Source organism: Exiguobacterium sp. s83 (assembly GCF_018617095.1).
GTDB classification, from domain to species: domain Bacteria; phylum Bacillota; class Bacilli; order Exiguobacteriales; family Exiguobacteriaceae; genus Exiguobacterium; species Exiguobacterium profundum.
The window spans coordinates 1,358,159-1,378,858 of sequence record NZ_JACSJP010000001.1; the positions used below are offsets into that span (position 1 = coordinate 1,358,159).

The 20,700-nt window shown below is 49.0% G+C and carries 22 protein-coding genes and 1 other RNA gene; 6 read left to right on the forward strand and 17 right to left on the reverse strand.

All coding sequences use genetic code 11. The features are described 5' to 3' along the window. Positions 1 to 6 precede the first annotated feature (6 nt). The 4 genes from KNO73_RS07000 to secA2 all read right to left on the reverse strand — a co-directional run bounded on the left by KNO73_RS07000 (position 7) and on the right by secA2 (position 7,691). Complete coding sequence (locus tag KNO73_RS07000; protein WP_078147282.1) at positions 7 to 1,449, reverse strand: carbon starvation CstA family protein; 1,443 nt, start codon at positions 1,447 to 1,449, stop codon at positions 7 to 9. A gap of 185 nt (positions 1,450 to 1,634) precedes the next feature. Continuing rightward, a complete protein-coding gene (locus KNO73_RS07005; RefSeq protein WP_214683891.1) occupies positions 1,635 to 4,388 on the reverse strand; it encodes a bifunctional 2',3'-cyclic-nucleotide 2'-phosphodiesterase/3'-nucleotidase in 2,754 nt (917 codons plus the stop codon). A 133-nt stretch (positions 4,389 to 4,521) separates the two neighbouring features. Further along, complete coding sequence (locus KNO73_RS07010; RefSeq protein WP_047795105.1) at positions 4,522 to 5,325, reverse strand: SLAP domain-containing protein; 804 nt, start codon at positions 5,323 to 5,325, stop codon at positions 4,522 to 4,524. Continuing rightward, the gene (gene secA2 / locus KNO73_RS07015; RefSeq protein ID WP_214683890.1) at positions 5,325 to 7,691 is read right to left on the reverse strand and encodes an accessory Sec system translocase SecA2; all 2,367 of its coding nucleotides are present in this window, start codon (positions 7,689 to 7,691) and stop codon (positions 5,325 to 5,327) included. The genes KNO73_RS07010 and secA2 overlap by 1 nt, the downstream gene beginning before the upstream one ends. 255 nt (positions 7,692 to 7,946) lie before the next feature. Here secA2 and KNO73_RS07020 point away from each other — a divergent pair, with 255 nt between their 5' ends. After that, positions 7,947 to 9,242 carry a Y-family DNA polymerase gene (locus KNO73_RS07020; protein ID WP_214683889.1) on the forward strand — a complete coding sequence of 432 codons (1,296 nt, stop codon included), beginning with the start codon at positions 7,947 to 7,949 and terminating at the stop codon, positions 9,240 to 9,242. Next, positions 9,239 to 9,568 (forward strand): YolD-like family protein, encoded by a 330-nt coding sequence (locus KNO73_RS07025; RefSeq protein WP_078147286.1) that lies wholly within the window; start codon positions 9,239 to 9,241, stop codon positions 9,566 to 9,568. The genes KNO73_RS07020 and KNO73_RS07025 overlap by 4 nt, the downstream gene beginning before the upstream one ends. On the opposite strand, the gene KNO73_RS07030 is transcribed toward KNO73_RS07025, so the two are convergent. Further along, positions 9,565 to 11,121, reverse strand: a complete 1,557-nt coding sequence (locus KNO73_RS07030; protein WP_251024867.1) for a SulP family inorganic anion transporter — start codon at positions 11,119 to 11,121, stop codon at positions 9,565 to 9,567. The two genes, KNO73_RS07025 and KNO73_RS07030, sit on opposite strands and share 4 nt — an antisense overlap. Positions 11,122 to 11,315: 194 nt before the next feature. Here KNO73_RS07030 and KNO73_RS07035 point away from each other — a divergent pair, with 194 nt between their 5' ends. Further along, entirely contained in the window at positions 11,316 to 11,969 is a 654-nt protein-coding gene (locus tag KNO73_RS07035) for a hypothetical protein (protein ID WP_214683887.1), read from the forward strand. Between the two features lie 28 nt (positions 11,970 to 11,997). Here KNO73_RS07035 and KNO73_RS07040 read toward each other — a convergent pair whose 3' ends face one another. Continuing rightward, entirely contained in the window at positions 11,998 to 13,410 is a 1,413-nt protein-coding gene (locus tag KNO73_RS07040; protein ID WP_214683886.1) for an NAD-dependent epimerase/dehydratase family protein, read from the reverse strand. Between the two features lie 135 nt (positions 13,411 to 13,545). Here KNO73_RS07040 and KNO73_RS07045 point away from each other — a divergent pair, with 135 nt between their 5' ends. Continuing rightward, on the forward strand, positions 13,546 to 13,734 hold the full coding sequence (locus KNO73_RS07045; RefSeq protein ID WP_012726888.1) for a hypothetical protein: 189 nt from the start codon (positions 13,546 to 13,548) through the stop codon (positions 13,732 to 13,734). Position 13,735: 1 nt separating this feature from the next. Here KNO73_RS07045 and KNO73_RS07050 read toward each other — a convergent pair whose 3' ends face one another. Together KNO73_RS07050 and KNO73_RS07055 are read right to left on the reverse strand one after the other, a co-directional pair. Then, positions 13,736 to 14,035, reverse strand: a complete 300-nt coding sequence (locus KNO73_RS07050; RefSeq protein ID WP_078147289.1) for a hypothetical protein — start codon at positions 14,033 to 14,035, stop codon at positions 13,736 to 13,738. Positions 14,036 to 14,037: 2 nt separating this feature from the next. Continuing rightward, positions 14,038 to 14,244: a helix-turn-helix transcriptional regulator gene (locus tag KNO73_RS07055; RefSeq protein ID WP_012726890.1), complete on the reverse strand. Its 207-nt coding sequence runs from the start codon at positions 14,242 to 14,244 to the stop codon at positions 14,038 to 14,040. Between the two features lie 148 nt (positions 14,245 to 14,392). On the opposite strand from KNO73_RS07055, the gene KNO73_RS07060 reads away from it, so the two are divergent. Next, positions 14,393 to 14,923, forward strand: a complete 531-nt coding sequence (locus tag KNO73_RS07060) for a hypothetical protein (RefSeq protein WP_215112243.1) — start codon at positions 14,393 to 14,395, stop codon at positions 14,921 to 14,923. Positions 14,924 to 14,960: 37 nt separating this feature from the next. Here the strand turns inward: KNO73_RS07060 and KNO73_RS07065 are convergent, their stop codons facing one another. From KNO73_RS07065 to KNO73_RS07080, 4 genes are all read right to left on the reverse strand, one after another. Continuing rightward, the gene (locus KNO73_RS07065) at positions 14,961 to 15,602 is read right to left on the reverse strand and encodes a hypothetical protein (protein WP_214683884.1); all 642 of its coding nucleotides are present in this window, start codon (positions 15,600 to 15,602) and stop codon (positions 14,961 to 14,963) included. Between the two features lie 11 nt (positions 15,603 to 15,613). Beyond that, positions 15,614 to 16,078 carry a GNAT family N-acetyltransferase gene (locus KNO73_RS07070; RefSeq protein ID WP_214683883.1) on the reverse strand — a complete coding sequence of 155 codons (465 nt, stop codon included), beginning with the start codon at positions 16,076 to 16,078 and terminating at the stop codon, positions 15,614 to 15,616. 68 nt (positions 16,079 to 16,146) lie between these two features. Next, a complete protein-coding gene (locus KNO73_RS07075) occupies positions 16,147 to 16,455 on the reverse strand; it encodes a hypothetical protein (RefSeq protein ID WP_215112244.1) in 309 nt (102 codons plus the stop codon). A 257-nt stretch (positions 16,456 to 16,712) separates the two neighbouring features. Next, positions 16,713 to 17,144: a hypothetical protein gene (locus tag KNO73_RS07080; RefSeq protein WP_078147294.1), complete on the reverse strand. Its 432-nt coding sequence runs from the start codon at positions 17,142 to 17,144 to the stop codon at positions 16,713 to 16,715. A gap of 134 nt (positions 17,145 to 17,278) precedes the next feature. Between KNO73_RS07080 and KNO73_RS07085 the strand changes: the two genes are divergently transcribed. Next, positions 17,279 to 17,644, forward strand: coding sequence for a hypothetical protein (locus KNO73_RS07085; protein ID WP_078147295.1), 366 nt, complete (start codon positions 17,279 to 17,281; stop codon positions 17,642 to 17,644). 110 nt (positions 17,645 to 17,754) lie between these two features. Here KNO73_RS07085 and KNO73_RS07090 read toward each other — a convergent pair whose 3' ends face one another. The 5 genes from KNO73_RS07090 to smpB all read right to left on the reverse strand — a co-directional run bounded on the left by KNO73_RS07090 (position 17,755) and on the right by smpB (position 20,692). Further along, the gene (locus tag KNO73_RS07090; protein WP_168169852.1) at positions 17,755 to 18,714 is read right to left on the reverse strand and encodes an HNH endonuclease signature motif containing protein; all 960 of its coding nucleotides are present in this window, start codon (positions 18,712 to 18,714) and stop codon (positions 17,755 to 17,757) included. A gap of 66 nt (positions 18,715 to 18,780) precedes the next feature. After that, a complete protein-coding gene (locus KNO73_RS07095) occupies positions 18,781 to 19,383 on the reverse strand; it encodes a hypothetical protein (protein WP_078147297.1) in 603 nt (200 codons plus the stop codon). A gap of 175 nt (positions 19,384 to 19,558) precedes the next feature. Continuing rightward, a complete protein-coding gene (locus tag KNO73_RS07100; protein WP_214683880.1) occupies positions 19,559 to 19,702 on the reverse strand; it encodes an alcohol dehydrogenase in 144 nt (47 codons plus the stop codon). Between the two features lie 114 nt (positions 19,703 to 19,816). Then, positions 19,817 to 20,172: a transfer-messenger RNA gene (gene ssrA, locus KNO73_RS07105) on the reverse strand. Between the two features lie 49 nt (positions 20,173 to 20,221). Next, positions 20,222 to 20,692, reverse strand: a complete 471-nt coding sequence (gene smpB, locus KNO73_RS07110) for an SsrA-binding protein SmpB (protein WP_012726899.1) — start codon at positions 20,690 to 20,692, stop codon at positions 20,222 to 20,224. Between the last annotated feature and the right edge of the window lie 8 nt (positions 20,693 to 20,700).

The following is a 20,700-nucleotide window of genomic DNA, read 5'->3' on the forward strand; positions in this document are numbered from 1 at the left end:
TCGAGATTATGCGACTTCTTTCACCGGAACGTCACATTCCATTTGTGCTGCTCGCATCGCGCGTGCCCGTTTGTGGAACAAGACGAGAAGCGTCAACGTGCCGAGTGTCGAGATGACGTACGGAAGAACTCCGTCCAGCTTGAAGCCGATTGGCGCCGTCAAGATGTAGAACCAAACCGCATACAACATGAACGTCCCCGGAAGGAGCGCGATATAGTGATTGCGCCCTTTAATGTAAAGGTACATCGCCCCGACGAACAGTGCGATGACCGCCGTCGTCTGGTTCGCCCAGTTGAAGTATTGCCAAAGCATTTGGAAGTCCATGTTCGTGAGCACGTATGAGATTGCGAAGAGTGGGAGTGCGATCCAAAGACGTGACGAGAACTTCTTCTGTGCGATCGACATGTAGTCCGCGATAATCATTCGGGCGCTACGGAATGCCGTATCGCCTGACGTGATCGGTAAGACGATGACTCCGAGAATCGCGAGCGTGCCGCCGATGCTGCCGAGCATGAGTGTCGCCACTTCTTGCACGACGAGTGCCGGAGTGCCCGCACTGATGAGTCCAAGTAATTCACCCGGCTCAAAGATGGCCATCGCCGCTCCAGCCCAAATCATCGCGATGACCGCTTCGGCGATCATCATGCCGTAGAAGATTTCACGACCGTTGCTTTCTTTCATCGTCGTCCGCGAAATGATCGGTGACTGTGTCGCATGGAAACCAGAGAGCGCCCCACACGAGATCGTGAAGAAGAGGAGCGGCCAGATCGGTAAGCCGTCCGGATGCATGTTCGTCAATGTCATCTCTGGAATCTTGTATCCTTGAGCGAACAAGCTGACCGCAATCCCGATGGCACTGATGACGAGTAGCGCCCCGAAGAACGGGTAGATACGTCCGATAATCTTATCGACCGGGAGAAGCGTCGCCAAGATGTAGTAAGCGAATACGGCGAAGATGACGATGGTGAGCGTCGATGCGTTCCCATCGAACAAGTTGTTGATCATGTTACTCGGAGACGTGACGAACACCGTCCCGACAAGAAGTAAGAGTAAGAGTGCAAACCCGTTGACGATATGGCGGAGCGAACGTCCGAGGAACTTCTCCGCTAGTTGTGGCAAGTGTGCCCCATTGTTTCGAAGGGAAATCATTCCTGTCAAATAGTCATGAACCGCACCGGCAAAGATCGATCCGAAGACGATCCAAAGGAAGGCGACCGGTCCGTAGAGCGCCCCCATGATCGGTCCAAAGATTGGTCCGACACCGGCGATGTTGAGCAATTGAATCATCGAGTTCCGTTTTTTGCCCATCGGCACGTAGTCGATGCCGTCCTGAGACGCATAGGCAGGAGTCGTCCGCTCTTCCTTGATGCCGAACGTCTTCTCGACGTAACGACCATATACCAAATACCCGACCAAAAGTAGTGCGAGTGCGACGAAGAATGTAATCATCTGTCAGTCCCCTTTTCCGTACATATGTAGCCGAACCCCATCGGCTCTTCGGTTTACACGTGTCATGTAACCGATTACATGTTTGATTATACATAAGACTAGATGATAATGTAAGGGCTTTCATTCACATTTTAGACACTTTTATTCGACAAAAAACGACGCCCGATTCGGACGTCGTTCTGTACTTATTTCAAGTTGAAAGTTGATTGTTTTGCGCCAGAACCATCGTAGTCACTCGCGATGACTTTGTACGTCCCTTTCGCAAGGCCTTTTTTGAATGTGAACGTATACGTACCAGCCCAGCTCGCCTTCACTTTTGCGACTTGCTTGCCTTTGGCGTCTTTCAAGAGGACCGTCGCGCCTGGTGTCGTTTTCCCGATCAAGGCACGCGTACCCGCTTTCACGCCTTTCGTGTTCTTCGGCGTCACCATCTTAGGTTTCTCAATCACAAATGACTCGGATTCAACTACTTTACCAGAAACATCTTTCGCTTCGATTTCATAGCTTGCCGCAACGAAACCAGCACGCTTCGTGAATTCGAATTTACCAGATGCGTCTGCCGTCGCATAGGCGATTCGTTTTCCGTCCCGCTTCAACACCATTTTCGCACCTGGCGAAGACGTTCCCTTCAGTACTGGCGTATTGGCATACGTCAAACGTTTCGAGATGGCAGGCGCTCCGACAAATCCGTCTCCGACGACTTTCGTTTCCGTCATCGTCTTCCCGTTCAATTCGCTTTCAATCGTCAATGACTGACGGAGTTTGAGCGGTTTGACCGTCAAACGGTACATGCCTTCTGCATCGGCTGTCGTCGTGGCGAGAACCGTTTGGCCATCTTTTAATGTCACGTTCGCATTTGGCGCCGTCTTCCCGGTCACGACTTTCGCACCTGGTTTGATGACATCGACCGAGAGCGTCAAATCAACTGGTACTGCCTCGAGCTCCGTCGTATAAGTGCGGAAGAGACGACCTGCCGCATCTTGACGGGTCGCGTCCGTCGCTTCGATTCCTTCGTAAAGGTTCAAGTACTGCTTCCCTGCATCCGCTGTCTCAAATGTCACCGATCGCTTCGCGTCTGCGACAATCTTCCAGTTGTTGTCGGCTTTGTAGTCCAACTTGTCTTTACTTTCGACAATGTAGTCCGAGATGACGTTACGTGTCTCATACGCTGAGCGATAGACGATGTTCTTCCCGCCACCAAGGCCTGGGAACGATGAAGAACCTGCGCGATAGTTGTTCGTCGCGACTAAGAACTCTTGGTCCATCTTGATCGGTTGTCCATTGTACTCGACGTTCTTCACGCGATTCGCGTTTTCGTTGACGAGCTTTCCGCCGACATCGAACTTCGCAGGACCTGTGACATCGATCTCATACGTCAAACCGTCGAGAATATCGAAGTTGTAGCTACGGAATTGAAGATTGAGCAAGTTTTCGCCATCTTCTTCGATTTGGTCAAACGCACCCGCTGACATCTCGAGCCAATCCATGACATCTTTTCCTGTCACTTTGACGACTTCGAGCGTGTTCGGATACACGTAAAGGTCCGCGACGTTTTTCAAAGCGATTTGCCCTTTCGGGATATTCGTATAGTAGCTTGCATCTGTCAATTCACGTCCACCCGCTTTGAACGGTGCGCCTGCTGACAAGAGTGGCAACTCTTTATATGCAGAAAGTTCCGGGTTCGTTTCAAGCTCTTTCTCGACATACCACTTCTGTGCGTTCGTCACGAACTGAACCGATGCATCATCACGGACGAGTGCGAAGTAGCTCTGGATGTCATCTTGAATCTCACCGACCGGTTGGTTGATGTAGTCGATTGTCGCCAAGTGGTCGTCTTCGATCAACGCTTGAATCGTCGGGTCGACCGCCGTATCTTCCTTCACCGTGTCGAGTGCTGCTGACGCATCGACGATTTGCCATTTCCCTTCTACGAGTTCAAGTTCGAAGTCGATAACGCCGAGGTCCTTCCCTTGGTTGTTCGCCATGACGACCGGTTTGCCATTGATCGTCCCTTTTGTCATGTCGACGTTCGGGAATGAGGCGAACATGCCTTTCGCATCCGGGAAGCGACCGTGTTGGTGCCCCGTCATGACCATGTCGAGTCCGTCAATCTTCGTGAGCGCGTATCCGACGTTCTCTTCGCTGTCGAGTTGTTCGTCCGCGAGCGCCGCACTGTCACCGATGCCTGAGTGCGCGAGGGCGACGACGACGTCCGCTCCCCGGTCTTTCAATTTTTGAACCGCTTCACGTGCGGACGGGATGATATCCTCTGCCGTCACACGGCCTTGAAGGTTCCCCGAATCCCATGACATGATTTTCGGAGGGACGACTCCGAATACGCCGACTTTGATCGTATGCGTTTCCCCATCCAAGTCTGTGACCGTTCGTTCGATGATTTGGACCTCTTGTCCATCCACGTTGAACTTCGAGACGATTGGGTTGCCTTCTAAATCTTTGACGTTCGAGTTGACAAAACGCAGTTTCCCTTTCGACCCTTCCATCGCGTTGTATAAGAATGCGAGACCGAAGTTGAATTCATGGTTCCCGAGTGTGACGGCATCGTAGTTGAGTGCCGCCATCGCCTTGTACATCGGATGTTCGAACGCTTCATTTTTATCGACTTGGCTCTCACGGACGTAATCGCCAAACGGTGTCCCTTGAATCGTGTCCCCGTTATCGAACAAGAATGTGTTCGTTTCCCCAGCGGCTCCACGATGTTCCTTGATGAGTGTCGCGACTTTCGTCAACCCGATTGTGTTGTCGATCTTGTCTTGGAAGTAGTCGTAGTTCGTGATGTTCGTATGTAAGTCTGTCGTCTCTAAGAAACGGAGCTTGACGATATCCTCGTCCACTTCTGCCAAGACGTTCGGTGCCTGTAGTGGCAAAACGGTTGGTAACACGAGCGCGGTCGCGATCGACCATTTCAATGCGGTTTTCATGTGATTGTCCCCTTTTTTTGGTTGATAATTGTCTAACCATATTCAATATAACACCAGCCGTCTTTCCCTCCTATTAAAATTTTGTATAAAAATAGACCTAATTTCCTTTACAAAAATTAGGTCTATCCTCCTATTATTGTTTGATACGAACAGTGAACGGTCCATCGCCTTCAATTTCTTCAAATGTGACCGATACCGGGTACGCATGTTTCCCGTGAACCGGCTCTTCAAGACGAATCATCGTGAAGCCGACCACGTCCTCCCCACTCACGAGTTCAAGCGGGAGCTTCTCGACGTTCAAATGGCGGTCGTAGCCGTTGCGAAGGAGAATCGTCGCCGTGACGTCCGTCTCTTCCTTCTCCACCGATACGAGCATCAAGTTGAACTCGTTCTCCCCGACTGGCGGCGTCGAGATGTTCGTCCGCATGAGCTGTTGCCATGCACGTGTCGAGAACTTCGTCTCTTCTCCCGGTGACACGGGCTGAAGCGGGTCAATCGGGTTCATTTGGAAGACGAGTCGGAGCGAGTCGTACGACTCCACTTCCCCGAACATCTCATCCAAGAAGAAGTCCAAATAAACCGGCTTGCTCGTCCACGCCTCAAAGCTCGGCAGTTCAGAACGTCCGAGGACCTTCCGTCCGATTGGGACGTTATTCGCGTCTAGCAAGAGGACCGGCAATTCGTTGATCTCGAACGAGCTCGGAAGCGTGTTGCGGAACAACGCCACGATCGACAAGTCATGCCCGATCGACTCGACGTTCAATAACTCAATTGAGAGCTGATTATCGAGAAGTGGTGGAAGTCGTTTCGCATGATAACGGAAGACGTACTCGTCCTCTTTCGGGATCCCCATCGCGTCGTCGATGACGAGCGTCAATTGGCGCCCTTCCTCTTTATTTCCTGTCTCAATCTGTTTACGTTTACGAAATCCTAACATTATACTTCCTCCTCTGCCATCTCAGCGAAATAACGGTCGAGCTGGCATAGTTCCGTCGTCACATCCCGGGCGATATTGATATACGTCTGTTCGAAGATTTCCAGTCCTTCTTTTCCGAACTGACGGCTCGGGTCTTCCTGACCGTAGCTGCGAAGCCCGATCCCTTCTTTCAATCCGCTCATCGTCGTCAAATGGTCCGTCCACTTCATGTCGACGGCGCGGAGAAGCGACTCTTTGGCGAAGAGGACGATGTCGTCCTGTTCGAGGCGCGACGCCGTCGCAGCGATGATCGTCTCCATCCAGTCGTTTAAAGCATCCTTCAGTTCACGCGTATCGGCGATGTCTTTTGCCCATGTCGGCTCCTGCATCGTCAAGTAGCGTAAATCATCTTTCAACTCATCGATTGGCCATTCCTCAGGCACGAGTTCATCCGACACATGCATATCGATGCTGTTCTCGAGGGCGAGACGCATCATGCCGAGGACGTTTTTCGTGATGGCATCCGCATCGGCGTTGACGGCCTGGTTACGAATCGTATAGATGATATTCCGTTGTTCGTTCAAGACGTCATCGAGTTTGAACAAGTAGTCCCGAATCGAGACGCCGAGTCCTTCAATCGTCGTCTGCGCATATTCGATAATCTCGATCGCATCTTTCGTTGAGACCTCACCTGTCGCACTCGGCTTCAACTTCTTCTCCACGCGTTCTAGTTTCTGCGCCGCATAACGTTTCACGATCTCATCTTCGAGCGAGACGAAGAACTCGGTCGCACCCGGGTCGCCTTGACGCCCCGAACGACCGCGGAGCTGGTTGTCGACACGTTTTGACTCGTGGCGCTCCGTCCCGATGACGAAGAGACCGCCCGCTTCCTTCGCTTTTGCGTCGAGCGTGATGTCCGTTCCACGTCCGGCCATGTTCGTCGCAATCGTCACTTTGCCGAATTGACCGGCGTCCGCAATGATATCGGCTTCCTGAGCGACCGTCTTCGCGTTCAACACGTCATGCTCGATCCGCTTCTTCTTCAAATGCTTGCTGATGGCTTCCGATTGTGCGATCGAGGTCGTCCCGATCAAGACCGGACGTCCCGTCGCATGTAGTTCTGCCACTTTCTCAGTGACCGCCGCATACTTTTGCTCGGTCGTCATGAAGATGCGATCCGGATGGTCGACACGTTGACGTTCGCGGTTCGTCGGCACTTGGACGACGTCCATGTTGTACGTCTTCAAGAACTCTTGGCGCGACGTCTGGGCCGTCCCCGTCATCCCCCCAACGAGCGGATACATGCGGAAATAGTGCTGAATCGTAATCTCCGCCGTCGTCTTGTTCTCTTCGGTGATGGTGACGCCTTCTTTCGCCTCGAGCGCCTGATGCAACCCTTCTGACAAGCTCCGACCTTCCATGATGCGTCCCGTGAACAAGTCGATGAGTTCGATCTTGTCTTCACGCACGATATAGTCGACGTCAAGTTCGAACAAGACGTTCGCACGGAGCGCCTGGACGAGATAGTGATAGAGCACCTGGTGTGAGGCGCTGAACAGGTTGTCGATGGCGAACAGCTCTTCAATCTTGACGATTCCTTCTTCCGTGAACGTCGCAGATTTCGACTCGAGGTCGACCTCGTAGTCGGTCTCCTCGAACTCAGAAATGATCTGTTGCGCCAACTGTTTCAAGCGGATATGTGACCGGTCCTTCTGCGCGATGATGAGCGGCGTCTTCGCCTCATCGATTAAGATGCTGTCGACTTCATCGACGATGGCGAAATGGAACGGACGTTGGACCCGTTCTTCCGGCTTATGGACAAGGTTGTCACGCAAGTAGTCGAATCCGAACTCTGTCCCGACCCCATACGTGATATCCGCCTGATATGCAGAACGCTTCTCGTCCGCTTCGATGTCCGGGACGTTCAAGCCGACCGTCAACCCAAGGAAGTCGTGAATCTTCCCAATTTGCTCCGCATCACGTCTCGCCAAATAATCGTTCACCGTGATGACGTGGACGCCTTTTCCTTCGAGCGCCTTGACGTAACTCGGCAAAGCGGCGACGAGCGTCTTCCCTTCCCCCGTCGGCATCTCCGAGATGTTCCCTTCGAGGAGGGCGAACCCACCGATGAGCTGGACGTCATAGTGACGCATGCCGAGCACACGGACTGACGCTTCGCGGACGAGAGCGAACCCTTCTTCCGCGATGTCATCCACTTTCTTTCCATCCAAGAGACGTGCTTTGAGCGTCTCCGTATATGTACGCATCTCGTCATCCGAGAGGGCTTTCATCGTTGTCTCTAATTCATTAATACGCGCGACCCGTCGTTCGTACGCTTTCAAACGCCGGCTTTGATCATTCGTTAACTGTTTTACAAATTGGATCACACTAATAGCCTCCATCTTTCTATCAATTCATCACTTACATACTCGTCTATTATAACGAAAATCGAACCAATTCGGAGACTTTTTTACGAAAACTTCCTAAAAGTTGGTTTTTAGACACGTGAAAACCTATAAATTTTGGTTAATTTTTAAAAAGTATTTGTAAAAATATTTTCAATTCACTATTTGAGATGACGTGAGACCGTGTTACGATGAAAAAAAAAACAGAACATTTGTTCGTAAAAAGGAGTGGTGACGATGCGCAGACGAATCTTTTGTATCGACAGCGTCTCGTTCTATGCCAGTTGCGAGTGTGCCGCGCGCAACAAAAATCCTTATCAGACGAAGCTCGTCGTCCTCTCGAACCTGCAGGACAGCGGGGCACTCGTCCTCGCTGCGACCCCGAAGATGAAGCAGCTCGGCATCAAGACCGGGTCACGCCGCTTCCACATCGACCGCCTCCCGTGGCACGAACGACGGGACGTTTTGTATGCCGAGGCGCGGATGAGTCACTATTTGAACGTCTCCATCCAAATCATCCACATCCTCCATCAGTTCGCCCCGCCCGAGGCGATTCGCGTCTATTCGATCGATGAGACGCTCGTCGACATGACGGGGACGGAGCGACTGTTCGGAAGTGACGAGCACGTCGCCCACCTCATGCGTGCGACGATTTTTCGCTATACGGGCATTCCCGTCACCATCGGCATCGGACCGAACAACGTCCTCGCCAAGCTCGTCCTCGATTTGCATGCGAAAAAGAAAGGGGTCGCCACGTGTCTTCTCCAAGACGTCGAACGGCTCATCCATCCGGCGCCGATCGAGAAGATGTGGGGTGTCGGCACGAAAATGGCGGTCCACCTGCAGCGGCTCGGCATCTGGACGATCGGGGATTTGGCCCGTTATCCGCTCGAATCCCTTCATGAAAAGTTCGGTGTCATCGGTGCAGAACTTTGGCATCATGCTTGGGGCATCGACGAGTCGCCGACCATCCTGCCGGCGAGCTCTTTGTTCGGTGCGAAACGGACGCGACCGAAGTCGATCGGACACGGTATCACTCTCATGAAAGATTACACGACGTATTCCGCAATCCGGCTCGTCTTACAAGCGATCGCGGTCGAAGTCGGCATGCGAACCAGGCAAGCGGGACTCGTCGGAGGGACGATCCATCTCGGGGTGCGCTATACGCGGACGAGCGACCGGGCTGGCTTCAGTAAACAAAAGAAGCTCCCCCGCTTCACAGCGGATGAGCAAGAGTTTCTCCCGATCTTATTGCAGCTATTTTTAGACGGCTGGGAAGAGACGGAGGCCGTCCGTTACGTCTCGGTCGCTCTCGACAAGCTCGAGCCACGGAGCGATCACGTCCAGTTATCGTTCTTCGAAGACGAATGGGCGAAGGCGAAACGGCTCGACTTCCTCGATTTGATTGACGGCCTGAACGTCCGGTTCGGTCGCGGCACGATCCGACCGGCGTCGAGCCTACTAAAAGACAGTCCGCTCCGGACGCGCCAACGTCTAATCGGCGGACATAAACAAGGAGGCGATTCCTCATGAGCAAGACCCGCTATCGTGACCGGGGTGAGTTGAAATGGATCCCATTTCTCATGCCCGAGCACGTCGCCCTACTGAAACGTTATTATGCCCAAATCCAAAAGATTGAACTGCCCGACTTGGACGAACAGCTCCTCTATCTTTGGCAGACCGAGCTCGAACGGGCCATCCGTGAAGGCGACCAAGTCGAGGTGACCTTGTTCGTAGACGGCTTGACGACAAGCATGCGCGGCTACGTCCACGCCATCTATTATGCCGAGCGCGAGGTCGAGCTGTTCGATGGCGAGGTGCGCCGCGTCCCGTTCGGCGACATCTTGTCCGTTCGTTAAGACGCCTCGATCGCTTCTTGGGTCGTCTCGAACGTCTCGATCCCGTCGAGTAGCCCATAGTGAGCAAGCGTCGCGCGGACCGATGGCGACAGGTGCGCGAAGATGACGTGCCGGTCGGCCGCTTTCAGTTCGGTGATGACACGCCGCAACTCTTCGACCGCGGTCACGTCGATGACGGGGCAACGATGAAAGTTGAAGATGAACACGTTCGGTTCCCGATGGATGTGATGGAGGACGTGCTCGAACAACTCGACCGCACCGAAGAAGAGCGGGCCTTCGACACTGAAGACGATTTGGCCGTCTCGCGTGACGTACCGTTCTGTCCGTTCGCGCACATCGATCGTATCGGCCATTCGTTTCGCGAAGAGCGCGAGCGCACAGATGACGCCGACCTCGACGGCGACGACCAAGTCGACGAATACCGTCAATAGTAACGTGACGAGAAGGACGAGCGATTCGGATGAACGATGACGCAACATCGTCATCACGTGATGGCGTTCGGACATGTTCCAGGCGACCCGCATCAAGATCGGAGCGAGTGCGGCGAGTGGCACGTAACTCGCGAACGGCGCGAGGACGAGAACCGCAACGAGCACCGTGATCCCATGGATGACCCCGGCACGTCGACTGACCGCTCCCGCCTGAATGTTCGTCGCCGTCCGGGCGATGGCACCTGTCGACGGGATCCCACCGAAGAACGGTGTGATCACGTTCGCGAGCCCTTGCCCGAACAGTTCCTTGTCCGGTTTCATCTTCGTCCCCCCCATCCCGTCGGCGACCGTTCCCGAAAGAAGTGACTCGAGTGCGCCAAGGAAGGCGATGGCGAACGCGGACGGGAGGAGTGTTGTGATCAGGTCGAGGTCGATCGCAAGCCAGTTGAATTCCGGCAGTCCGCTCGGGATGCCGCCGTAGGCACTTCCGATGGTCGTGACCTCACCCGGGATGAGGACACTGACGAACGTCGGGACGAGCATCGCCATGAGTAAAAGGGGTAAACGGAACGGCAGCTTCGGGACGAGCCAAAGCGTCAAAAAGCCGATTCCGGCAATGACGATCGGCCAAGGACTCGCTTCGGGCAACGCCTGACCGAGGCGAAGCAAGTTCTCGTGAAAATGTGGCGCCTTCTCAAACGTGACCCCTAACAACTCATCGAGCTGGTCGACGAAGATGACGACGGCAATCCCGGCCGTGAAACCGATCGTGACGGCCCGGGGCATAAACCGGATGAGCCGTCCGACCCGGAGCACGCTCATGAGGAGCAGCAACATTCCGGCGAGAACGGTCGTGACGAGCAATCCCTTATATCCGTATGCGAGGACGACACCCGAGACGATCGGGATGAACGCTCCCGTCGGTCCGGCAATCTGGAACGTCGAACCTCCGAACAGGCTGACGAGGATTCCTGCGAAGATGGACGTGTAGAGCCCATACACCGGCGGGACGCCTGAGGCGATGGCGAATGCCATGGCGAGCGGGATGGCGACGACACCGACCGTGATCCCGGCCGAGATGTCCTTTTGCCACATCTCACGCGTGGAGAGTGAGTCTTGCATCATACATTCCTTCTTTCCAATCAGTTCAAAAGCGAGTTTAGTGTACGCCTGGAAAGAGGGCTTGTAAACGGATTGAGAAAAACGTTAACAGAATGTACAAAGAACGAGATGGTACAATAGGCATTAGACACACACTGATAAAAGTTAGAATCATTGAACTGATATTACCTTCCGTAACAAAGGAGATATAATCTATGGAAAAACAGTTTGCCATATTAAAAGATTTATCTGAATATCGTACACCGACTGAAATGAAAAATTACTTTGAAGAGGTGATTCAAGCACTGAAGGACGACCGCATGGCTTTAAAGATTTCGAGGTTACGCAAAGGAGAATTCAAAGAGTTTCAAGAGGAGTTTGTACCCGCTTATGTATTTTCCCTCTCGCCTTATTTCCCAAAAGACGCTAAAGCGAAAATCATCATCGGGAATCAAAATTATGACTTTGTCATACTGCATCCAAATGGGACCGAAGAAAAGTTCGAAGTGAGTTCTTACATAAACGGACCACGGGATGTGGAAATTGCACAAGCTTTAAATGAACAAGGGATGTGGATCTCAAGATTAAAAGGTTATGAACAGCTAAAGGAACAGGCTGCCACGTACATTGAAGAAACAAAAAAGAACATGCTGAAAAAATCTCAAAAGGATTATACCCATGCATCTCTATTATTTGAAGTTTCTACTTTTGAATTTTCCGTCATCTTTCACAATGAGTTTGATACCTCTCTCTTGGACTTAGCAAAGTTCATGTACGACACTCCATTCAAAGCAAAACACGTATATCTCATCGTTCAAAATGGAGATGACATTCCGACGGTAGCTTCTAACATCATCAAAGTAAAGTAAAAAGACGCACCTTTCGATGCGTCTCCCTTCAATTCGTCGGAGCCTCTACGACTTGATCGCCATCTTCCGCGTCTTTCGCCAGCAACTTCACATGACGACCGAATAACCACATGACGACGAGATGGGCTTTCGCCTGTGTCTTCGTATAGAACCACCACGGGAGGGCCGGTACGAACTCATGGATGGCGACGAGTCCTTCATCCGACTCCGGTAAGCGTCTAAACTCGAGACGCCCTGTCTGATCCTCTTCACTTAACTTGACGAACTTGCCCCCGTCAATCGCAAAGGATGCCATATCGTCCGTCGCTTCCTGTTCAAGCGATAGATGAAGCGCGACGAACGACGGATCGAGCAGCGCAATCTCCCAATCATCATCTTCTTTCGTCGTCTGAATGAGCGGATACATAAAACGACCGAGCCATTCAAAGTACGTGTCCGCCATCCAAAGCGCCGACTTTTCTTCCGGCAGACCGAACCGCTGAATCGAACGGACCGTATACGATTTCGGTTGCTTTTTCTTCTTACCGCCCGAGGACTGCTTCTCTTCTTCCTCAAGCGCATGTTCGACCGCCTGTTTGAACGGAATCTCTCCCTGGCCGATACCTTCGACCGTGTCTTCCGCGACCATCGCGTGCCCCATGCTCTCGACGAGCGGATAGACGGTCGCCTTCGGTTCACCCGTGACCGCCATGACCCACAGCCGCGACAGTTTGATTGTCGGGAACGGGAAGTCGATCAAGACGCGACGCTTGTCCATGACTTCGGCTGTCTGCTCGATCATCTTCCGATACGTCATCACCTCGGGACCCCCGATGTCGATATGACGGTCATAAAGCGACTCGGCACCGACGACCGAGATGAGTGCCTGAACGGCTTCCCGGATGTCGATCGGATGTGTTTCCGTCTTTGTCCAACGTGGCAAGATCATCGTCGGCAATCGTTTGACGAGCTTCGCTAAAATCGGGAACGACGAACCTTCCGGACCAATAATCAGTCCAGCCCGAATCGTTGTTACCGGTACCCCTTGTCCGCCGAGGATGCGTTCGACTTCGAGTCGACTCTTCAAATGACGCGATAACGTCTTCTCTTGTTTCGGGATGATTCCGCTCAAATAGACAATCTGTTCGATGTCGTTCGCCTTCGTCGCCCGGGCGAAGTTGTCCGCAATGAGCGCGTCCATGTCCTCGAACGTCGCTTGCGTCAAGCCGCCGTCCGGAATCATCGAGTGCACGAGGAACATCGCGTAATCAGCGCCCTCGCATGCTTCTTTCGTTGCTTCGTATGAGAACAAATCACAGGCACGCCACGTGATATGGGCCTCATCTTCTTTATTCTTCGTCGATCGCGATAACGCGATGATGTCATACTCTTCCTTCAGCTGCTCCATCACGTTCGAGCCTATATAGCCGCTCGCCCCCGCAATGACAATCGTTTTTCGCATAATGGTCACTCCCCTAATTATTCGCATAGAGGTAATGTACCCTTCTTTTTAAAAAGATAAATCAGTCTAAGTATGTAGAGCCTGCTCGACCGATTCATACTAAAATGAGAATAATTAGAAAAAGGAGGGATATTCATGGGATTTTGGTACTTTCTTTTGCTTGGGTTGGGAATTATCCTCATCGTGCGAGGGATTGCAAGTAGCGCGAAACAAGGTGGATTGATTTTAGTCGGGCTTGTGATGGTCGGGGTATCCATATTTATGTTCCAAGATGGCAGCGCGGACTTGGTCGCGAATTGGTTGGATCAAATCACCGGTCGATAAGTCATGTCCTGCGAATCACAGCAAGATAAATTGACGATCCGATGCTTTGTATGAAAAAGACAAGCATGACAAAGTAGATGAAATAATATTGATCGAAAACTTGAAAAATTGCGACGAGGGCGACACCAACATAGACACCGATTGACAACATCGAATAAGAAATCGATTTGACTTTTAAGGCGATCTGTCGCCCTCGTTCGTCTTGTGATTCGATTTTTCGTTCAAAGTTCGCCTTATAAAGTTCTGAGACAATTACACCAACAATCAAGACAAGAATTCCATACAGCAATACTTGATCCATCTTCACTCCTCCTCATATGTAAATAATGCGGGTAGTTCTTCATCGAGTACCGCCGCAATTTTGAACGCAAGGATGAGCGACGGGTTATACTTGTTTTTCTCAAGTGCAATAATCGTTTGACGACTTACTCCGACTGAATCAGCCAATTGCTGCTGGGTCCAGCCTTTCTTTGCACGACTGAGGAATATTTGATTTTTTAACGTCACCATCGCCTCCTCATTGTATTCAAGTTCAGTGTAAACTATTTTTTTTACTAAATGTTAAGAATATATTACATAAAAAAGATTTTAAACCAAATATACCCTTTAGCATGTAGCTATCATCCACGTGAATCGTCTGAAATGACACTACATTACGATGCGACTTTTATATGGAGGGAACACGACGATGAAACAGTTCAAACGAGTAAGTGTCCTTGCGTTATTCGCCTTGATTGGATTTGCTCTTTTCCATTATGCGACTGAGTCAAAGACAGGTTCCGCTGCATGGACGACAGAAGCTGCGACACATCACTTCAAAGATATCTTAGAAGCGCAGCGAGAGGCGATTGAAGCGCATACTCCTCTTGAGAATATCGAGCGAACGAAACTGTCACACGAAGATGACGTCGTCCGGCTCCTCCTCGGTCAGCGGGATTGGGTCGAGCAATTCCACTATACGATTCAGGAGGTACAAGTGGACGAAAAAGGTGGACTTCTATACGCAAATGCTTATGTGACAAGAAATCTTCAATTTGAGAGTGGTGTCACGACCGGGCTTGGTGACGAGATGACGATTCAATTGAGGTCTCCGAATGAGGCGATCGAAGAGGTAGAGCTCGACAATCATAGCGTGACACAATCAGGCCAACCCTTTTTCAAACGCTGGATCAGTCGAGTGTTTGACTGAACAAATCCCACTTTCCGATTGGAAAGTGGGATTACTGTTAAAACGATAAATCTAAACCAGTACCATCATCAAGAAGTTCTCCGTTTTTAGCGGTATAGTCAACACGAATCTCGGCTCGCTTCAGGATGTCGTTCTCTTGTAACGCAGACATCCACGTCCGAACGCGCTCTTCGTCATCGGCTTCCGGCTCCCGATGAAGCGTCAATAAGATTGTCGGCGAAACGTCGGCTGTCTGATAGGCGATTGGATTTGCCGAGGAGACATCGAGTTGTCGGATACTTTCTTCGTCATATAGGACGACATAGGTGACGTCTGCACCAAACGCCGTATCAATCGAATCTTCAATCACCTCTGTGACCGCATCTTCCCATTTGGATGAGAGAAACGTATCAACGATTTCTCCGGTCGATTCATTCTCGTAAACATAAAATTCCGTTCCCGTCACCGAATCCACCGCAATCGCCGCATATTCAAACGGAAAGTTTCCCATGTTGTCGAATAATACGTCCTCTGTCACTTCAGCATCTTTGAATCGCTCGAGTACATATGATTCAGCCATCTTCATCACTTTTGCTTCCTCATCGGGATCTGGTTGCATCGACCGATAAAAGGCAAATACCAACCCCGCCACCCCAATCACGCCAAATCCGACCAAAAGCCACTTCAAGTAACGTTTCATGTCGACTCCTCTCATAACTGTTTGTTCATGGCGATGGACGCTTCTTGGAATCCGAGTCGTTTATATAATCGCTGTGCGTCTGGATTCGTACCGAATACACTTAGTCCAATGGATGTTGCGCCAAGTTCTTCTGAGACCACTTTTTCAAGTTTCTCAAACACCGCTGTCGCATACCCTTGCCCACGGTACGTCTCTTCAATCAAAATGTGATAAATGAAGATGCGTTTCGATTCAGCTTGAAACGCATACCACAAAATTCCGACACGAGTGTCTCCGTTCATCACATGAACAATCGTCTGCCCTTCCCCGGGTTGATTGTCTGGGAAGAGGTCCCGAATCAATTGAGTCGATTCCTCTTGTGCCAACACCATCGGAAGTTGATAGTTGCGCGCGACATCTTTTGCATAATCGTCAATCAACCAAGTCACATAATTCGCGATTTCTGGTCCCGTCATCCTGGCAAAATGAATGGTCATCTGTTTACCCCTAAACGTTTTCCCTTAGTGTAACATACAATTTTTGGAATCACCGTTTCTAGTGAAGTTCAGGATTTTGTAAAATTATCGTATGTTATAGGCGTGAATTCAATTTCATATGCTTCACCAAGCGCTACTTGCAAACGCTCCGAAAGTAAGTCTCCTTCACGATTATGTTGCTCCACCTTGATTTCCCATCCTTTAGCAAGTGCATCCGTGTCCCAGTCAATCCATTCTCCGAATCGACTAACCCATTCATAGAAATCACGCTTCAATTGGTCAGAAATCGTAAACTCATTCAATTCTATATTGTATCGACAGGTCGCACACCATGTCGGGTCCGCCCCCACATCCGCCTCTATAGTAATTCTTTTCAAATTTTCACAATCACAAATCCTTTTCATTCATTCGCCCCCCCAGGTTTAAGGTTAGATTCTGCATACTTATTCAAAATTAGGAAGATATCCTTTTGATTTATTCAGTCGAGAAATGTAGAGATGAAAATGGTGTGCAGATTGTCTTTCATACAATTGATGGCTTAAGTGGATTAGATGAGACTAGTTGGTTATTCCCTTATTCAGTGACACGAACTAAAGAAAACCATTGGTCTACGCGAACAAATGATTTTCTAGGTTTAATATAAAGTGTCTTTAGCAACTTCATTTGTTGGATCTAGAACAAGAATTTTTTCCGCGATGGACTTTGCTTGTTCATCACTTACAATCTTTTCTGGGACGATGTTCAGAAATAACAGGTTCTCTAAGCGCTTCACATCTGCAGCATCAGTCAAATCCACGGCTCTTTGAGCATGGTATAAGGAAGAGGTATAAGCCCCTTCAATGTGGCAAAGGGGCTGTGATAGGACTTGAAAAGCTAAGTCATGTAATTTATCGTCCTCTGTGTCCAATAACAGATAGACGAGTACGGAGTAATTCGACAGATTTTCATTATCATACGCCAAAGTTAATAAATCATTTTTAAATGTTTCAAAATCAGTAGTTTGATAGATGTCTTTTACTTCTTTAAACCGGCCTGACACAATTAAAGTTTCTAAATTATTTGACACTGTTTATTCACCTACGCATTACTTATTTCTTTTTCTCCATGGATTATGGTAATGAAGCATTTGTGCACTTATAAAGATTAATTTTGGATATAATGGGTTTAAATGTTAAAATTAAAAATCGAAGGGGACTTTAAATGATCAAAAAAATCTTATGGGTACTATTGATGATGGGGTTAGCTCTATTTATTATTACTTTACAAATCAATCGATTGGGTGAAATGACACCGGAGATACAAATGACATTATTTATGTCGCTAGGAATTGTTGTCGTATTATTTATTCCACCACTCATCATGTCGTTCTTTTCAAATCCAATTATTTCATATCTAAACATTGCATACCAGGGAGTAATCGCTATATCTTTTTTAGGAATGTTGCCTATTGGTTTTATGATTCCAAACGGTATGTTTACAGCGATTATAGCATTGCTTGGGGTCGGGATTAGCTCGATGAGTATCATAACAATTTTAAGAACTAAAGAACTGAGTATTAGAAACTAACATACAAATATTCAAGTGAAAGTTAAAAGTGATGTGCTGATGTCTATGCTGTTCAACTATAGTGAATACTAAAACAAAAGTCGAACCTGTTTAATTAGGTTCGACTCTTTTCATGTCTTCGGAGCCCAATTGTTTTCAAATCCATTTTGAACGGCATAGTGATACAAATGAATGAGTTTCGATTCTTTGTATGTAGACATGTATTCTGCCGTACGCAGTTCATGATTTCGTTCTACCAAATTGTAGAGATAATCGATATTCGCTAATCGATTATTTTTACTCGTATTACATGTCGGGCATGACAGCACAAAATTCCATAAGACATCATTTTGCATATAAGACCAAGGAATGAAATGATCCACGTGAATTTGTTTTACAGGCTTTAGGCAATAGAAGCACATTGAGTGCCCGTGACTTAATAAAATTTGTTTAAACTCCTCAAGCGACTGACGGGCAGACACAAACTCCAGCTTGCTCAAGATTCGTTCCATCGCATCTTGGGAATTGTATTTTTCTAAAAAGATGGCTAACTGATAGTTTGTCACGTTCATGAGAACACGCTTATATTTTTCAAAGAAAACGACATACGCTGGAACGAGTTGAATCCATTCTTCTTTTCGATTGAAAGAGTAAATCGTTTCGTTAAAAGAGCGATAGAAAGAACCGTATACGTATTTTTTATAAAACTGATTCACGTTCCGAATCAATTGATTTTGTTGATGCTCTGGTAAACGGTCAAAGTTCCAATCTGACGGAATGTTGTGTTCTTTCTGAAAGGAGACCATCACGTTTTCAACAGCGCTCTGCTTCCCTAGTTGATTCATCTGTGTCAGCCCATGCTTGACGATGAGATTCCAATAGATTTTCGTCACATGTTTGGCAATCTGATGAAATGACACGACACCTGATTCATTCAATTCTGTCGTACATTCCAGTAACACCTTCATCAATACGTGTTTGTACGTCGTCGTATGAGAAGCGTTCATCAGAAATTGTTGTGTAAAGCGCCATAGGTCTGATTCGGTTAAATACACATCTTTCGCCTCAGCGACACTTAAATCCCATCCCAACGACTCCACCTCCATCCATTACACTATTGATTATAACGAATGCAGAAAAGAAGTGGATCTCACACATCAAACAGGAGCAGAAAACTCTCTTTTGATTTGTTCGATATCAATCATTGTCTTTTCATGAACATACTGAACGAGCGCATCATACTGTTCGACCGTATTCAATTTTTTGAACTTCTCCACATCCCCTTCAAAGCCCGCGAAATAATCACTTTGATACTCTGGATTGTTAAAGAGTCTTAAAAATTCCATATAGTCCTTGATGGTCATTTGACTCACGATGAGAGAGAGAATGGATTCCCACTCTTTGATTCGCCCCTCATGAATTTGTTTTTTGATGACGATGTCTTGTGCTTGTTCCATTTTGATTTGTTGAATGCATTGCTCCACTTCTAATCTATATTGGAACAACTCATCTCGATTTCGAGTGTCTAGCGTAGGTGTCACTTCGGTTAAATAGTACTGATACCGTTGCTTTCGCGGATGCTTGTTCTTGACTTTTTTAGGGCTTTGCTCCGAGTCATCAGGGTTCTTCGGTCGTTTCTTTAAATTGATTGATCCTAAAGCCCCCATGATTTCTTTGTTATGTTTTAATGCAAGTTTGCCTACTGTCGGACCATATTTTTTGACGCCATTCACAATCAATTCCGTCGATTTTTTAGACATGTGAACTCCTCCTTTGGTATGTATAATTACTTGACGATTTTCAAAAAACAACTCATAGTTTCTATTCAACAAAAAGATGATCAATCCCTTGATTCTCATCAAAAACCTAATAACCGGTGTCCGCTCCCCAAAAGAAAAGGATTAATGAGCAGGTACTCAATAATCCTTCACCAGATCACTTCCTCTCTTGTTGTTTCTGCAAATATGCTTCACGAAGCTGGTTCAATCGTTCTTTCTTGTTCGAGACAGTCGGCTTTTTGCCGTCTTGGTACTTCGCCGCAGCTACTTTGCTTCTCTTATCTAATTGATATTTTCCCATGCGTTTCACCTTCCTTTCTTCATGGCTTCAATCAAAAGCAAAGACCCTCTAATCTCAATGAAATTAGAAGGTCTTCATGAAAATCATTGATCGCAGTCGTTACAGACTGCTTCAAAATGGAGACGGCGGGAGTCGAACCCGCGTCCGAAGGCATCGTAACGTATGCTTCTACGTGTGTAGTTTATCTATTGAATCTCGATGTGACACTGCCGATAAACAGGCGTTGTCGCATCCAGTCTGTTTCATCTCTTCTTCGCGCCCTCAGACGGCGAGGTTGAAGCGTAGCTTGCTTAGTTTGAGACCCTGAAAGTCATCCACACAAGCGATGGATGTCAGGATCCGCAGGGCACTTAGGCTGCTGCGAGTTGTGTGTTAGTTTTGCCAGTTATAGGCGTTTGCGTTTTAACGAGGCCGACCCCTCGACACGCCACATACGACCGACCTACCCCCGTCGAATCCATAACGTCCCCGAGGTGGTAATTGGTACTCTGTTTAGTATACCACAATTAGGATCCGTTGTCAGTATTTTTGCCGATCGCGCATCGCACGGTCGACGTCACGCTTCGCGTCTTTCTTCTTCAAGTCCTCACGTTTGTCGTACTTCTTCTTCCCTTTTCCGACGCCGAGCAGGCACTTGGCGAACCCGTTCTTGATATACACCTTGAGCGGGATAATCGTGTAGCCATCACGCCCTGACGCCCCGATGAGCTGATTGATCTGCTTCTTATGCAACAATAGCTTTCGGACGCGGAGTGGGTCATGGTTGAAGCGGTTCCCCTGTTCGAACGGGCTGATATGACAGTTGTGAAGCGTCGCCTCGCCCCCATCGAACCGGACGTACGCATCCGCGATGTTGATCTTCGATTGACGGACCGATTTGATTTCCGTCCCTGTGAGCACCATGCCCGCCTCAATCGTATCTTCGATCGCATAATCGAAGGACGCCTTGCGGTTTTGGGCGAGTGCGTTCGAATCTTTCTTCTTGGCCATACACATTC

Excerpts from the sequence above, each read along its gene's own strand:
- KNO73_RS07000 (WP_078147282.1), bottom strand. The coding sequence starts at position 1,449 with ATGATTACATTCTTCGTCGCACTCGCACTACTTTTGGTCGGGTATTTG.
- KNO73_RS07005 (WP_214683891.1), bottom strand. The coding sequence starts at position 4,388 with ATGAAAACCGCATTGAAATGGTCGATCGCGACCGCGCTCGTGTTACCA.
- KNO73_RS07010 (WP_047795105.1), bottom strand. The coding sequence starts at position 5,325 with ATGTTAGGATTTCGTAAACGTAAACAGATTGAGACAGGAAATAAAGAG.
- KNO73_RS07020 (WP_214683889.1), top strand. The coding sequence starts at position 7,947 with ATGCGCAGACGAATCTTTTGTATCGACAGCGTCTCGTTCTATGCCAGT.
- KNO73_RS07025 (WP_078147286.1), top strand. The coding sequence starts at position 9,239 with ATGAGCAAGACCCGCTATCGTGACCGGGGTGAGTTGAAATGGATCCCA.
- KNO73_RS07030 (WP_251024867.1), bottom strand. The coding sequence starts at position 11,121 with ATGCAAGACTCACTCTCCACGCGTGAGATGTGGCAAAAGGACATCTCG.
- KNO73_RS07035 (WP_214683887.1), top strand. The coding sequence starts at position 11,316 with ATGGAAAAACAGTTTGCCATATTAAAAGATTTATCTGAATATCGTACA.
- KNO73_RS07040 (WP_214683886.1), bottom strand. The coding sequence starts at position 13,410 with ATGCGAAAAACGATTGTCATTGCGGGGGCGAGCGGCTATATAGGCTCG.
- KNO73_RS07045 (WP_012726888.1), top strand. The coding sequence starts at position 13,546 with ATGGGATTTTGGTACTTTCTTTTGCTTGGGTTGGGAATTATCCTCATC.
- KNO73_RS07050 (WP_078147289.1), bottom strand. The coding sequence starts at position 14,035 with ATGGATCAAGTATTGCTGTATGGAATTCTTGTCTTGATTGTTGGTGTA.
- KNO73_RS07055 (WP_012726890.1), bottom strand. The coding sequence starts at position 14,244 with ATGGTGACGTTAAAAAATCAAATATTCCTCAGTCGTGCAAAGAAAGGC.
- KNO73_RS07060 (WP_215112243.1), top strand. The coding sequence starts at position 14,393 with ATGCGACTTTTATATGGAGGGAACACGACGATGAAACAGTTCAAACGA.
- KNO73_RS07065 (WP_214683884.1), bottom strand. The coding sequence starts at position 15,602 with ATGAAACGTTACTTGAAGTGGCTTTTGGTCGGATTTGGCGTGATTGGG.
- KNO73_RS07070 (WP_214683883.1), bottom strand. The coding sequence starts at position 16,078 with ATGACCATTCATTTTGCCAGGATGACGGGACCAGAAATCGCGAATTAT.
- KNO73_RS07085 (WP_078147295.1), top strand. The coding sequence starts at position 17,279 with ATGATCAAAAAAATCTTATGGGTACTATTGATGATGGGGTTAGCTCTA.
- KNO73_RS07095 (WP_078147297.1), bottom strand. The coding sequence starts at position 19,383 with ATGTCTAAAAAATCGACGGAATTGATTGTGAATGGCGTCAAAAAATAT.
- KNO73_RS07100 (WP_214683880.1), bottom strand. The coding sequence starts at position 19,702 with ATGGGAAAATATCAATTAGATAAGAGAAGCAAAGTAGCTGCGGCGAAG.
- smpB (WP_012726899.1), bottom strand. The coding sequence starts at position 20,692 with ATGGCCAAGAAGAAAGATTCGAACGCACTCGCCCAAAACCGCAAGGCG.